Origin of the sequence: Paenibacillus cisolokensis, from assembly GCF_018403665.1 — a bacterium.
GTDB lineage: Bacteria > Bacillota > Bacilli > Paenibacillales > Paenibacillaceae > Paenibacillus_AH > Paenibacillus_AH cisolokensis.
In genome coordinates this window covers 1-13,448 of record NZ_BOVJ01000154.1, presented here as the reverse complement: position 1 = coordinate 13,448, position 13,448 = coordinate 1, and the positions used below count along the sequence as shown (strand labels likewise).

The window sequence follows — 13,448 nt, the reverse complement described above, 5'->3', positions numbered from 1 at the left end:
GGAGCGTGGATTGAAACGATACCATTGCTGGACAATTTACTGATATCGAAAGTGTCGCTCCCCGTACGGGAGCATGAACCTTATGTTTGCTCAACGAGTATCTAAACCCGCTGGATCTTTTCGGTAAAACGTATCGAGATATTGCTGCAAATACAGTTTGCCCCAGTCTCCTGCTACGCACTGCCTCCTCTCTCTTTCCGATTGCCTTGGGAAGTCGATCCATGTTAGCCTTATACAGCCCTGTATTTCGACTATCTTCAAATCTGAAACATCTATCCCCTTCTCGCAAGCGTCGCATCTCGCTAAGGAAATGATTCCAAAGATAGCAAAACACTACTTGTCATCCCCATCCCCCCAATGTAACATCGAAACATTCTTTAACTGGAGGGGATTATTGATGAATCAAATTGGTCCAGAATGGATAAAACCTGCATTTGATCAACGATTTAACGAAAGGGCAAGACAAGCCGGGAGACAGATGGAGATCGAGCGGCTGCAAAATAGGCAAAGAAAACTGGAGAAGATGCTAAAAATCAGCTATCAGAAGCGCAATATGAGTTATTTCTTGAATGGGAAGAAATTCTAAACTATCGAAGCACGCTCGAGAAAGAATGGTTATATTTCGCCGGACTAAAGGATGGAATGCAATTGTTAAAAGAATTAAACAATCTTTCGTAAGCCACGCTGTCATAAACATCGCATTGATGGAGGCCAAATCTCTATATCAATGCGATCTTCCTTTCACTTCATCCAATAGGTTGGGCATCGGCCTTCATTCCACAATAGATATCGCAATGATGAGCCTTATCACTCCCGATCATCAACTTCGCCAATTTCAATTTCCACAAGTCTGATCATATCGGAGGGTTTCATATTAAGCGCCTTTGATAAAGCGAACAAAGATGCAATGGTCGGTTGATGAATGCCTCTTTCCAGCATGGAAATATATGTTCGGTCAAGATCACTTCGAAAGGCAAGTTCCTCTTGGCTCATCTTTCTCTTGATTCTCACGGATTTAAGAACTTTGGCGAATGATAATTCGATTGCCATAGATACCCCCCTTGAAATGTTTATGATGATTTAGTATGGGGGCAATATCTACGTAGTATACTCTACAAAATGGTTTATTTTGGTTAAGATATGTTGTAAAATTAAAATACAGAATTCGTCAAATAACGACAACGAAATTCTATATAAATAGTAAATAAGAACTATACAAGATGATTGCATGGTCCCAAATTCTCGCGAAAGTGAGGTGCGACTCCCGTAACATCGCTCATAACGGATGTTTTTTATTTTCCGTCGGGAACGAGACTCGGGTTTACAAAATGAGGTGCTACCTATGTCAGAGTACATTAGCGAACAAGATATATTGAAGTTATTAAAGAAACTCGATCAGGATGCCCGATCTTTGGATCAGAGACTGAACAGTGCCGCCACTTTCAATTCCCCCGCCATACATGCTGAACATGAAGTGACGAACGGTTTTATTAAGATAGAAGATGGGAAGATCATTGTCGGGAATCCTTCAAACGGCGGGGAATTTCCAACCTTGAGAGCCATTCCGCCAGTCAAACTGTTCGTGGATGGAAAAGAAGTCAAAAAGGAGACGAAAGTCTCGTCCGAAAGCGCAATAGAGTGGAAGATTGAAGAGAAACCGCTATTTGAAATCTCGATCTCGGAGGACAAGCTGGAAGCCTATTTAACGGTAAATCGCACACAGAGATATGCGTGGTCCATCAAGGATCATCCTCCCGTTTTACATGGCGTCCTTCGTGCGGAGGAAGATCCTTCCATCATTCTGGAAACGTTGAGCCTGCAAGATGTTCTTTCGAAACTTGAAAATATGAATATCAAAGCGAATCTGGATGTGGCGGCGATACAAGCCGAGATTCTCCAGCCCTCCCATCGAAAAGTAAGGATCGCCAGAGGGAAACCGCCGGTTCAGGGCCATGATGCGCAACTGGAATTGTATTTTTCGGAAAGCATTGAAAATGTGTTTACGGAGATCAACGGTGTAGTCGATTTCAGAAATCATTTGAATATCCCATCCGTCAAGAGAGGAGATGTCATCGCCAAAAAAATACCGCCTGTTGAAGGACAAGCGGGATATGATGTGTTCGGAAACGCAATACTCCCCAAACCGGTGAAGGACATTCTTATTGCCGGTAAAAATGATGTCGAGATTACTCCGGATTCTATGGTTATTGCCAAAAAAGCGGGGAGACCGCGGGTCACGGGCAACAAAATCAAATATTTCGACATCAGCACTGCCTTTATTGTCCCGGGGAATGTTGATTTGGAGACCGGAAACATCGTTTTCTCCGGCGACGTGGTCGTTTATGGGGATGTTATGGATAACATGATTATCGAGTGTCTTGGCAACATTTATGTGGCAGGCAGTGTTTTCAACTCGACCTTGACCGCGACGGGCAGCATTGCCGTACAAGGGAACGTCATCGGCAGCAATCTGTACTCAGGGTATTTCGGGGTGCTGTACAACAGGTTCTATCACAGCTCCAAACAATTGCTCGAAATCCTGGAAAAATAATTGAGAGCGAAAAATTGCTCATGAAGGAAATCAGCAAGAAGAACATGCAGGTGCGTTACGGCCAAGTCATATTGCTGATCATTGAGAGCAAATACCAGCAAGTGTGGGGCATTGTGAAGGAGCTGCTTGGAGTGATCGCGAGCCTTCAGTCTCACAACAGCGATAAGGACCATTTGCAGCAAATCAAGACTTACCTGGAATTGTTTCTGCAGCCCACCATTCTTATTCAGACCATCACGGCTCCCAAACTGGAAGATTTCATGCGCATTCTGCGGGAAGCCTACATGAAAGTCGCATTAAGCCAGGAAAGGCATGTTCAAATCAGCATCTCCCAAAGTCAAAACTCAACCTTGAAATCGAACGGGGATATCCTCATCAAAAAGAAGGCATCATTCAGTGTGAGCTCTATTCAGCGGGCAATATCATTTTCTTCCTGGACAACTCGGTATGCAGAGGTTCCAAGCTGGAAGCGGGCGATACGATCTCGGCGATGTACGTTGGCGGATTAACCGGAGTCGGAACCAGTCTGAAGGCCGGGAGGAAAGTTATCGTGAAAAAATGTTTGAAGGAAGAGTCACGGTTGACCGGTACAGCGTCGATATTTTTGAACCGATTGAAGATAAGACGTTTAGTCGAAACAGCTTCATATAACGGCCATAAGAAAGCTGGTGATCCATATCGACAATACGTGGTTTATCGGGAGAAGATTAACGATCAATATTTATTCCAGGCAAGGCAGCTTGCTTTTGCCAAAACACAGTATATTAAATGATCATCATCTGGCTCTCTTGCAACAACACGGTATTGAACTGTACAGGGAGGACACCCGGCTTGTAACGGAATTCATGATGGAAGAAACGATTTCGGAAGCTCGAATGATTTATGAGAAGATACACAACTATAAAGAGCAGCTTTCGAACAGCCAGATTCAGAGCCTGATCATGCCGAATATCTTGGAGTTATGTGCCAACCATCGTTTCTCCAATATGATTTTGGAATTACGTAAAAAGGACAATTATACGTATAGACACTGTGTGGGGGTTGCGGTCATCTCGTTCTTGATGGGCAAATGGCTGGGGTTGAAAGAAGCCGAACTGCGAGATCTTGCCATTGCAGGTTTGATGCATGATATCGGTAAAATAAAAATTCCGGATTCGATCTTAAATAAAGCAAGCAGACTTAGTGCGGATGAGTACGCGGTAATGAAGCTTCATACGCATTTTGGATATGAAATGATTCGCCATTTACCAGAAATGACAGAGCAGCAAGCTTTAGTTGCGCTCCAGCATCATGAGAGAGAAGATGGAAGCGGCTATCCGTTTGGGATATCTGGCGAGGACATTGCCCCATTCAGCAAGATTGTTGCAGTTGCTGACGTGTTCCACACCATGATTTCTGAACGAGTATATAAAAAACCTGCTCCATTGTATCAAGTGTATCGGGAAATTTACCAACGTGCATCTGGGTTATTTGATCCATTGGTTGTTCAATCTTTTATTTCCAACGTAATGAACAGAATGATTGGGAATTCGGTTCTCTTGTCAAATGGTCAAATTGCGCGGATAACAATGCTTCATCCTGACGACCTTATCAATCCATTGGTCGTAGTTCAGGGACAGTATTATGATTTACGACAGTCAGATATTTATATCGTAGATTTTATCCCGAATTTGCGGAAACCAAATCGTAAGGATTTGGACCTCCGTTAATAGTATGGATAAATGCTGCCAAAAACCCGAGTGAGAGCCCCTTTCAAAGTGACCTCTCTCGGGTTTTGGCTGTTCATGGAATGGACTTTCCACAGTTTGCATGATACGAAGTTAAGTTCAATTGTAGGACGCTCTGCTTATGCATATTCTGCAGTTTCCATGGCGAGCTAGCAAGAAGAAAATGGACATCGACAACCAGGTAAAGTTTCAATGCACGCTCCCGCATGGGGAGCGACTCGGCACAACGGCAAAATATACAGCTGACCGCTGGTTTCAATCCACGCTCCCGCATGGGGAGCGACCGAAAAGCGCGGCAGGCACTAGGTAAGACGTGGGTTTCAATCCACGCTCCCGCATGGGGAGCGACAGCAAAAATGACTAAATCCATCCATATGAAGCATCAATTTAATGCAATTCCTCAAGAATTAATGCTTATTTCATATGAATAATCTATTGACTTTTTCCAAATCATTAGATTTTCTATGATTTTCGACAAATTTCGAGGTGCGAAGGACCCGGGGATTTTATGGGAGCTTCACATTCGCACCTTGTTTTCTGACTATAGAATTAATGGACTTTCCATGTCGTATGAACTTTTGGCGCCAATATGCTCCACCTTGGCCTTGTAATTCTCCCCCAAATTATAAAAGCGCAAACTATCCTTTTCTTTATCAATCAATGCTTCGAGTTCATATTTTAACCGCCGGAATTGCGTTGGATCAAGAATGCATTCAAACACAGAATTTTGAACCCGTTGGCCATAATTGAGACATTTCTTCGCTACTCGAGTCAGCCTTCTTCTGCCTTCCGCGCTTGTCGTACTTACATCGTAAGTAATCAATACCAGCAAGCCTTCACCTACTTCCACAAAAATGGGGGGTATTCGTCAAGATCGCCCCGAATGGTTCTGGCCAAAAGCAGCGCCTGCGCATAAGGGACAAGCCCCCAGGATATTTTTCATTTAAATAGGGGTGCACGATCTTTTCCTGTTTGCGCTCCTGCCATGACTTCAAGATGATTTTTCTTGTGTCATCATCCATTACGACCGCGCCGTTCTCTTTCTTGTGAAAGCCTTTCTCATTAATCAGCTTTTTGTTGATCAAAGAGAGCGCCAGACGGTCGGCATACACCGATCGCAGTTCTTCCATAACATCCAGAGCCAGTGAAGCGCGCCCGGGGCGGTCACGATGAAGAAATCCGACATACGCATCCAACCCTACCGCTTCCAATGCCGCCTTCACTTCGTTTGCCAGCAGAGTGTAAGTAAAGGACAGCAACGCGTTGACATTATCCAGCGGAGGACGTTTGTTGCGGCCATGGAAGAAAAAATGTTCCTTCTGTTGCAAAATCAGTTGATCGAAAACGGAGTTGTACTGTACGGCCGCAGTTCCTTCCAGCCCGCGCAAAACATCCAAATTTTCGGCACCACGCACCAGCTTCATCGTTTCGGATAACGAGACACTGACCCGCTTGATTCGATCTGCATCAATGCGAAGCGAATAATCTCGAATGGCCCGTTCCAGAATCCATTTGCTGTTATACAGCTTGCCTATAATCATATTTCTCGCGATGAGCGCGCTTCTTCTCTCATCGTCCGAAATCCGGTACTGTTCTTTCCGGAGTACCACATTGCCTTTGTCCTCCCCGATGACCCTGGCCAAAAATCGACCGCTGCGAGTCATAAAAGTGAGAGCGATCCGGCGCTCGGCGCAGGCTCCCATCAAAGCCGGGCTGACACCGGCATATCCGAATGTACATATGGCTTCCAAATTGTGCAGAGGATACCGCGCAACGACCTCCTCGTCTTTCCTGATCACGACATTTTCGCCATCCCGGGCCAAGTACGTATCCGGCATTGTCACAAACAACGTATTGAGCAGCTTCTTCATTCTTCCAACCTGCTTTCAATGTAGCGGAAACCGTTCTCTTGCTCATCATTTCCGGCAAACAAATGCCGCTAAGCGAACAACTTCGGCAATGCGGCCCCGTTTTGACCTTCGGTGTATGGCGTTTCTGGTAATAATGGCGCATCTCTTCAAATATATTGCTTACCCGCTCTTTGTCCGCAGGAGTGACGGGCACTTCAACCCTGTGTTTGATCTCATCATAATACAGATAGCCGAGCGACAGTTCGCAAACGAGCATTTCCTCCAGACACATTAACTGGGCAATTAACTGGGAGCGGTCGGAGTCGTCTTTCTTGGGCTGATATTCCCTCGGCATGGCGGACAAATTCCACCACATCGCAAACGCCGCTAACGCCAAGACGTCTGGAGCGTACCGGCAATGCGCGAACGATCAGCTTGTCCCCTCTCTTTTCGCGAATCAACGGCTGGTCCGCTATCCGATGTATATGTCCCCCTTCAACCGTAAGAACATTTTCTTCCCATTGCTGTTCGATATGGATCAATGCCCACTGCCTTCTGCAAAATTAAAGTGCTGGATCCCCGAAAGAAGCAAATCATCCTCTTCGTTATAATCCTGCATATTCCTGTACGTCCAACCCTTCGAGCGGGAGTACCGTAAAGCTGTAATCGTCCACCGATTTGGCCTCTTCCACACCTTCCCTTAGTCGCAACTGTAAGGAACGATGTACTTTTGCAGAGGAATATTGTCCCATTTTGGACTTGTGTTCCCACCAATAAACGCGGTGCACTTCCATGCTTCCGTCAGGGCGAGCGGAAGAAGCGTCATTCTCGAACAAGGTGATCAAGGCATTGCGAACTTTAATCGCATCTTCATACGTAAATCCGGTCTTTTCGGCCAACTGCGGATTCATGCTTCCATAGAAGACATACACTCCGAAATCGACTCTATGCTTCATGCCCATCGTATCGGAGCTTCGCTTGTTCGGATCCTTGGGCGTCACGGCGTTGACGCTTTTTGTAATTTGAATACTGGTGATATCGATCGGATGCAGGCTAACGGCCGTATGAATGGAAACCGGACCGCGAATGCCTATGGAAACATCCGTGCCGCTGAAAGCGAACACCTGTCCGAAGCAGCGCACATCCAACCAAGCCTCGCAAGCCGCCCGCGCAAAAAGCTCGTTGTTCTGCTTCTTGCCTTTGGCGAATTCCTGGACGTCCGCATTGGCGTCTACCCGTTCTTTGATGCTGCGATATTCGTCCGTGCGCCTGTCATCGGATTGGACAAGGATCGACTCTCCCATATCCTGCAACCGATTGCGTATTTTCCGCTTGATGCAGACATCCGAAATCTCGCCGTGCCCGTCATAATTTTGCCGCGGCCGGTTGCCGTTCAGCGGATCGCCGTTCGGGTTGGCATTGCGGACCGACAGGACGACGGCAAAATCAATTTTTCGATCGAGTGCTTTCATTCAGATTTCCTCCTGTTCATCGTCTTCATTGTCCATCGCTTCAACGGTGTCATTGTTTTTCTTAAAATTGCTCAATTCATGACGCTGACTGTAAAATCCGAGCAAGTATAAACCGCTCAGCGGCTTGTCCGTAAAATGCTCGGGCTGCAACTGCGAGCCCACCTCATCCAACAAACGGTTATAGAAGTTCGCATCGGTCCCCATCCTAGCCTGATAAGGCTGGATAGCGGCTTGAATAATCGTCCAGGTCCGCATCGGACGCTGTGCGAAAGCGTTCATATAACGGATCGCGTTGGTCGCCCGTTTCTCCTCCCGTCCAAGCGCTTTCCTTTCCAGCCTGTCGGCGATGGCCAGCATTCTGCCGAACAGATAGCTGCGGTCCTGGCAATTCGTATCCAGACTCACATCGAATCCCTCTTTCTCATATGTTTTGTTGACGAGCGCGCAAGCGATGCTGAGCGTCTTCTCCCATTCCCACTCTTCCATCCCCACCGGATTGGAAGCGCGGTGGATCGCACTGCGCACAATATCAAACGGGATTTTACGCCCATCAATGATACAGGGCAGCATTCGCTCGATCAGTCCCTTGACCACTTTGTCGTTGGCCTGCGGACCATAGGCGGCAAAGGCAATGTCGCGGGCAGCCGGCGCTCCGACGAACGAAACGGTACGATTCTCCGAATCTTTTCGATAACGATGCAGCCAGAAGCAGCTTTCATGCCAATATTGCAAGCGATTGAGGAAAAGTTCTTTGTTCATGTCGCGATAATAGACAATCGACATCCGTCCTTTCGTAGCTGCATCCAGGACCATAACGATGACTTCCGATTTATAATCGCCGTCATAACGGTAACCGTTAATCGCCATCCGGATCCGCTTCGCGAACTCCTTGTGCGTGCTATCCCCAATGCCTTGTGTTTCGTCCTCATGGTCATACAAGGTGAACGAATCGGCGAACGGATCGGGAACGTTCAGATTTTCGGTTCCCCATACAAGGAACACTTTGCCGTCAATCGTGAAAGACTGCTTGTCGATCAGCCATTTCAACGCATTGTGCGCTTTTTGCGACACATCGTACGCAACTGCGGCCGCCTCCCGGCTCGTGCGAAAACGTCCGCGAAACGTAAAACCTTTCGTATCGTTAGCGGAGATCAGCTTGGACTGATCCTTCAGGGATGCATGCTTGTCCGCATAAGGAAGCTCACGGCCGGAAACGTAACACAAATCGTAATCCGTCAGCTTCATTTCATAGTATTGAATAAAAGAATTTTGAACGGACATATCCCGCCATAACCGAGGTTCGACGTCACCTGGCACATGGACGGCAAATCGGACAAACGCCTCGCTCTGATCCGAAGCGCTCACCTTAAATATTGCCGGCCGTTTGCCGTACCGGTTTTCCAGTTCTTCCGTCCATTTATCCGCCAGCTTGCCCTGCCCGTCAAGCCACAGCACTTTATACTTAATGAGATCTTCCATCAACGTTCCTTTGCGAAGATACGTATATACGCTCTTCACTTTGGGATGCGCCGCAGGCGATTCGCACCAGTCCGACAGTTGAGCCATATAATCTTCGTATGGCGTACCTTTGGGTTCTTCGCAATACTTTGCAAAGTCGCCCGCCACGTACATCAGCTTGTCGAACAAAGGATGCGGAACCGAATTACTTGTCCGGCTGGCGGAAGCTTCGGTGCAAGGAATGATCGTGTTGGCCTCGTTCTTGTCCACTACACTGGCCGAAATAAAATGGCCCCGATCGTCCAAATGGACCTCGATATGCGCACTTTGCGTCGTATGGGAGACCGGGATCAGCGCATATTCACGATCTTTCCATTTTTTTCGAATTGACCGACGGCATGCGCATGATTCTCGTAGGTCTTGTTTAATTGCGCCAACCAAGTCATTCACGCCCCTCCATCCGCAAATAGTTCTTGATACATGGCGTCTACCGGTTGGATATTGGAGGTATCGAACGGCTTTATCGTTCCCTCTCCGGTCTTGCGAATGAGCGTGCAATCTTCGGGACGGATAAAGCGAATGATGCCGTATTCCATCTTGGCTCTCCACAAGCGGGTCTCCCGCTCCTGCCTTCCGGTTTCGTCGGGGTAGTTGATGCCGTGGACCATGATACCGAAATCGATTTCCGGCGTTTGGTCATAAAAGCCCGCTCCTTCGCCAAACACGCACGGTTCGACATATCCCTGGCATTCGCGCGTTCCCAGAAAAATATCCCGTCGCCCGCCTGCTTGTAACGCTCTTTTGCTGATGTTATGGTGCTTATGCTCGTTCCGGTCGTGTACCAAATCTTCGCGGTGCGGATTAAACTCGAAATGGGCCCGTACCTGGTACCTTACATCTTTGAGATACGTATAGTAGGCCAATGTATTTCCACCGTTGTACTTGATCGGACGAATGCCTTTGGACTCGGTCTGAATGGGATTCATAACGCGGACTTCATCGATATACCAAATTAGTGTTGGTTTCCAGTAGATTGATTCGACAATGCCCTTCAATGCCTGATAGGTCGGAATTTGATAGGAAAACTTCTCGCCCCCGATTTTCGTTAACGGATCGGTAAAGAGCGCATAATTGCCATACACCTCAAATTCGATCTGGTTTCGCATTTTTCACCACCTTCTTATCAATCGGAAATCCGCTGCTATATGACGGCTGTCTCCCACTCGCCTTCGCCATCCGTTTCGACACCTGCCAGATCGGAATATGCGGCTTTGCGCAGAGCCAACACGTGGCCATTCAGCAACGGATAAACATCCTCATTCCGGATCAGCTTGCGCATCTCGTGATCATAGATGTTGACCACATATTTCTGAGCCTTGCGCAACAAATCGCCAAGCTTTCGGCTGTCTAATTCTCCGTTCAAATCCAGAATCAGCGATTCCGCTTCCTCGTTGTAAGGAACCAATACCGAGGCTGCCGCGTTGCCGATCGCTTCGAAATACCGTTCCGCCGTTGCGAACGACGAGCGGCTTAATATTTCCGGGGCGCGTCCATGTTTGTTCTTGTATGCCTCATAGTACATTTTGTTGGCGCTAAGCAGATCAAACATTTTATAATCCAGTTGGGGGATCGGGTAGTCCATTTCCTCTTTCATTTGATGAAAGAAATACCGGAAGTAGGCGTTCATCGCCGCTGCAGATAATAATTCATGACCGAAGCGTTCCGGACTTTGACGAAACTCGTACAGCAGCCGCTCCGTTATCTGGGCTCCGGTCTTCATCTCCGGCAGCCGCGTCAACACTTCATCGGCGGATTTCACGATATAAACTTTGCGGATCGCGTCTTTGCCATGACGGTTGCACCGCCCCGCCGCCTGTGCGATGGAGTCCAGACCGGCGAGCGACCGGATTACACATTCAAAGCTGATATCGACCCCCGCTTCAATCAACTGCGTACTAACGCAGACAACCCGTTCCTCGGCTTCAAGCGCCGCTATCATTTCTGCCAATACATTTTTGCGGTGCGCTGCGCACATATTCGTGCTTAAATGGAACAGCCTCGTGCCGCTTTCACCGGTTCTCGGATCCTTCGCAAGCCGGTCAAACAATTTCCGTACCGCCGTTTTGGTATTGAGGATGACGAGGACGCTGCGAACCTCTTCCAGTCGCTCCCCGACAAATTCGGCCAATCGTTCGGCCCCCCACCCTTCCGGCTCGGTCCGGTCTTCGATTTCCACCCGCTTGAAACGTTGTGCGACTTTGTCCAGACTGCCGATCATCTCAGGCCGTTCGGACAACCGAAGATGATGTTTGACGTAATCGAGAGCCGGCTGCGTGGCCGTACAAAGCACGACACTGGACCGGCCGAAAAATGCAGGAAGTTGAGCGCCGCGTTGAACAAGGAAATACACTTGAGCGGTACGGATTGCACTTCGTCGAAGATCAACACGGAATTGACCAAACGATGCATTCTGCGGATATTTCGCGTTCCTTTGGCGTAAAACGTGTTCAGAAACTGCACCATCGTCGTAAAAATAATCGGCCGGTCCCAATTGTCTCTGGCCAGCCGGATTTTTTCTTACGAACGTCGTAATCTTCCGTCTCCTCCCCGATCTCCTCCACAACATTGGAATGATGCTCCAATATCAGATCGTGCTCCTGCAAAATATCCCGTATCTCGGCTGCGTTCTGCTCGATGATCGTCGTGTACGGAACGATGTATACGATTCTTTCTTTCCCGGTGGCGATTGCGTGCTTGATGGCATAACGGAGGCTTGCCAGCGTTTTGCCTCCTCCCGTTGGAATCGACAATGTATAGATTCCGGATGGCCGTTCCAACGCAAAAGCTTCGCACTGATCGGACATTTCCCGTCTTAGCCGGTTGATCGGATGACTGGCGTTCCGATCACGGTCAAATCCCCTAATTTTCTTCATCAATAAATCGTAGCAACGGTTGAAAAACGCTGCACTGTTGAACGGCGCCTCCGGGGCTTCATCCTCTTCGAATTGTCTTGTATTGGTCCGATCGGCGTCGATCAAACAACTGAATATGTATTTCATGACGAGCGAGAAAACGATCGGGGGAAGCGCATGTTTTGAATCCGCTCCAAAACCTCCGCCAATTCCTTCTTGGCCTCAGCAAAGTATTGTTCGAACTCGGCATCGCCGACGCTTCGGAGAAAAACGGCTTTGGCCTGCTCGTAGTCCGGTAACTCTTTGTTGGCGACTCTGTCGAGAAATGGCGACGATGATTGCGGATCCAAAAATCCCGCAGGCCTTGATGATGAGAAATGATGCTGTTGGCAACACATTCCGCCGTTAATTTGTCTAATGATGTCTTTGCTCCCCGGTGGAACCGGTCGTACAATAATTTGCCCCCCGCCGTCGAATGATCGACCGAACCTCTGCGCGGAGGATTGTCCGGGTTTGCCGCCGCCTCTTCAATATACGATTTGAATGACAGGGTATTTTTCCCCATATCATGAAGCCACCCGGAGAGTCCGGCCAGATACCGGAGACCGATCTTGCTGCCGGAATCCTCGCAAGCTTGCTTTACCTCAATCGAATGTTCGGTTGTCGTCTGAATTTTCCCGTCCTTTTCACGGATGTGGGCAATGTAGTCCATAGCACCTCCGAAAACAAGGTCTTTAAGACTAATTTTTATAAGGGACATCGTTTAAAAATGAGACTATTGATTTACATGTACGACATTGTTAGGTTTTTTCCTCCCAAATCTATCATATTTTTTGGAAATCTTTATATTTTTACTTCATCATGTGGGATCACTTGAGCGGAAGGGGAGCCTGGATTTTAATCCATACTACCATATGGGGACATTGGAAACGGTCGTCAAGTTAGTGGTTGAGCTTTATCGCTCCCGCGTAGGGAGCGATGGTAAAAATTGTTGTCGAGAATCTCTGCGGCCAGCGCTTTCCCATCCATCTTAATTTCGTCGTCCGAAAATGCGGCGGATCGTGATGTGGACCTCTGTGATTATAAGGCTCTTTGCCATAAGTTGCGTAAGCATGTCATTGATTTGAGCGGCATTTTTGTTCTCATCCACACTCTCATACAGCTGCAGCAAGCCCCATCGCGCAATATTGGCGCTGTACTCAAAACCGGTCATCAAGCTGCCGTCGCCAATGATAAAGTCGGCGAGTGACTCATTGACATTGCGAAGCGTTAACCGGCCAAAATCGTCGGTTTCAATCCACGCTCCCGCATGGGGAGCGACGACGTCTTTTGCCGGCCTCTTTGACGAGGTGTCGCTGTTTCAATCCACGCTCCCGCATGGGTAGCGACCATCACAATGGCACTGATAAACTTGCCGCTGATCGGTTTCAATCCACGCTCCCTCATGGGGAGCGACCTCGCGCTGACTTCCCGTTTCT

General features: G+C 48.0%; 14 protein-coding genes and 2 pseudogenes. 4 read left to right on the top strand and 12 right to left on the bottom strand.

The window, feature by feature from the left end:
* Window positions 1–397: 397 nt before the first annotated feature.
* The gene (locus PACILC2_RS19780; RefSeq protein WP_244863669.1) at window positions 398–586 is read left to right on the top strand and encodes a hypothetical protein; all 189 of its coding nucleotides are present in this window, start codon (window positions 398–400) and stop codon (window positions 584–586) included.
* Window positions 587–807: 221 nt separating this feature from the next.
* Here the strand turns inward: PACILC2_RS19780 and PACILC2_RS19775 are convergent, their stop codons facing one another.
* A complete protein-coding gene (locus tag PACILC2_RS19775) occupies window positions 808–1,050 on the bottom strand; it encodes a helix-turn-helix domain-containing protein (RefSeq protein ID WP_062491842.1) in 243 nt (80 codons plus the stop codon).
* Window positions 1,051–1,342: 292 nt separating this feature from the next.
* On the opposite strand from PACILC2_RS19775, the gene PACILC2_RS19770 reads away from it, so the two are divergent.
* The 3 genes from PACILC2_RS19770 (at window position 1,343) to PACILC2_RS19760 (ending at window position 4,260) form a co-directional block, all read left to right on the top strand.
* Complete coding sequence (locus PACILC2_RS19770) at window positions 1,343–2,551, top strand: flagellar assembly protein A (RefSeq protein WP_213530335.1); 1,209 nt, start codon at window positions 1,343–1,345, stop codon at window positions 2,549–2,551.
* Window positions 2,552–2,571: 20 nt separating this feature from the next.
* Window positions 2,572–3,060: a hypothetical protein gene (locus tag PACILC2_RS19765; protein ID WP_213530333.1), complete on the top strand. Its 489-nt coding sequence runs from the start codon at window positions 2,572–2,574 to the stop codon at window positions 3,058–3,060.
* A 159-nt stretch (window positions 3,061–3,219) separates the two neighbouring features.
* Entirely contained in the window at window positions 3,220–4,260 is a 1,041-nt protein-coding gene (locus PACILC2_RS19760) for an HD-GYP domain-containing protein (RefSeq protein WP_244863668.1), read from the top strand.
* 559 nt (window positions 4,261–4,819) lie between these two features.
* Here the strand turns inward: PACILC2_RS19760 and cas2 are convergent.
* The 11 genes and pseudogenes from cas2 to PACILC2_RS19715 form a co-directional block, all read right to left on the bottom strand.
* Complete coding sequence (gene cas2 / locus PACILC2_RS19755) at window positions 4,820–5,110, bottom strand: CRISPR-associated endonuclease Cas2 (protein WP_062491838.1); 291 nt, start codon at window positions 5,108–5,110, stop codon at window positions 4,820–4,822.
* A gap of 8 nt (window positions 5,111–5,118) precedes the next feature.
* Window positions 5,119–6,149: pseudogene (gene cas1c / locus PACILC2_RS19750) on the bottom strand (type I-C CRISPR-associated endonuclease Cas1c).
* Window positions 6,146–6,747: pseudogene (cas4, locus tag PACILC2_RS29530) on the bottom strand (CRISPR-associated protein Cas4). Before cas4 ends, cas1c begins: the two co-directional pseudogenes overlap by 4 nt.
* Window positions 6,734–7,600 carry a type I-C CRISPR-associated protein Cas7/Csd2 gene (gene cas7c / locus PACILC2_RS19740; protein WP_213530331.1) on the bottom strand — a complete coding sequence of 289 codons (867 nt, stop codon included), beginning with the start codon at window positions 7,598–7,600 and terminating at the stop codon, window positions 6,734–6,736. Before cas7c ends, cas4 begins: the two are co-directional and overlap by 14 nt.
* The gene (cas8c, locus tag PACILC2_RS19735; RefSeq protein ID WP_307860658.1) at window positions 7,601–9,508 is read right to left on the bottom strand and encodes a type I-C CRISPR-associated protein Cas8c/Csd1; all 1,908 of its coding nucleotides are present in this window, start codon (window positions 9,506–9,508) and stop codon (window positions 7,601–7,603) included. It lies immediately after the preceding gene.
* Entirely contained in the window at window positions 9,505–10,224 is a 720-nt protein-coding gene (gene cas5c, locus PACILC2_RS19730; RefSeq protein ID WP_213530329.1) for a type I-C CRISPR-associated protein Cas5c, read from the bottom strand. The genes cas8c and cas5c overlap by 4 nt, the downstream gene beginning before the upstream one ends.
* 35 nt (window positions 10,225–10,259) lie before the next feature.
* On the bottom strand, window positions 10,260–11,408 hold the full coding sequence (locus PACILC2_RS28900) for a helicase-related protein (RefSeq protein ID WP_307860657.1): 1,149 nt from the start codon (window positions 11,406–11,408) through the stop codon (window positions 10,260–10,262).
* A gap of 157 nt (window positions 11,409–11,565) precedes the next feature.
* Window positions 11,566–11,991, bottom strand: a complete 426-nt coding sequence (locus tag PACILC2_RS28895; protein WP_307860656.1) for a DEAD/DEAH box helicase — start codon at window positions 11,989–11,991, stop codon at window positions 11,566–11,568.
* A gap of 58 nt (window positions 11,992–12,049) precedes the next feature.
* The gene (locus PACILC2_RS28890) at window positions 12,050–12,682 is read right to left on the bottom strand and encodes a CRISPR-associated endonuclease Cas3'' (RefSeq protein ID WP_307860655.1); all 633 of its coding nucleotides are present in this window, start codon (window positions 12,680–12,682) and stop codon (window positions 12,050–12,052) included.
* A 318-nt stretch (window positions 12,683–13,000) separates the two neighbouring features.
* Window positions 13,001–13,201, bottom strand: a complete 201-nt coding sequence (locus PACILC2_RS29780) for an XkdQ/YqbQ family protein (RefSeq protein WP_443678859.1) — start codon at window positions 13,199–13,201, stop codon at window positions 13,001–13,003.
* 38 nt (window positions 13,202–13,239) lie between these two features.
* The coding region (locus PACILC2_RS19715; RefSeq protein WP_213530325.1) for a hypothetical protein at window positions 13,240–13,448 on the bottom strand (209 nt) is incomplete at its 5' end.

Excerpts from the sequence above, each read along its gene's own strand:
- PACILC2_RS28895 (WP_307860656.1), bottom strand. The coding sequence starts at position 11,991 with ATGAAGAAAATTAGGGGATTTGACCGTGATCGGAACGCCAGTCATCCG.
- PACILC2_RS19770 (WP_213530335.1), top strand. The coding sequence starts at position 1,343 with ATGTCAGAGTACATTAGCGAACAAGATATATTGAAGTTATTAAAGAAA.
- PACILC2_RS19765 (WP_213530333.1), top strand. The coding sequence starts at position 2,572 with ATGAAGGAAATCAGCAAGAAGAACATGCAGGTGCGTTACGGCCAAGTC.
- PACILC2_RS19775 (WP_062491842.1), bottom strand. The coding sequence starts at position 1,050 with ATGGCAATCGAATTATCATTCGCCAAAGTTCTTAAATCCGTGAGAATC.
- PACILC2_RS19780 (WP_244863669.1), top strand. The coding sequence starts at position 398 with ATGAATCAAATTGGTCCAGAATGGATAAAACCTGCATTTGATCAACGA.
- cas7c (WP_213530331.1), bottom strand. The coding sequence starts at position 7,600 with ATGAAAGCACTCGATCGAAAAATTGATTTTGCCGTCGTCCTGTCGGTC.
- PACILC2_RS28890 (WP_307860655.1), bottom strand. The coding sequence starts at position 12,682 with ATGGACTACATTGCCCACATCCGTGAAAAGGACGGGAAAATTCAGACG.
- cas5c (WP_213530329.1), bottom strand. The coding sequence starts at position 10,224 with ATGCGAAACCAGATCGAATTTGAGGTGTATGGCAATTATGCGCTCTTT.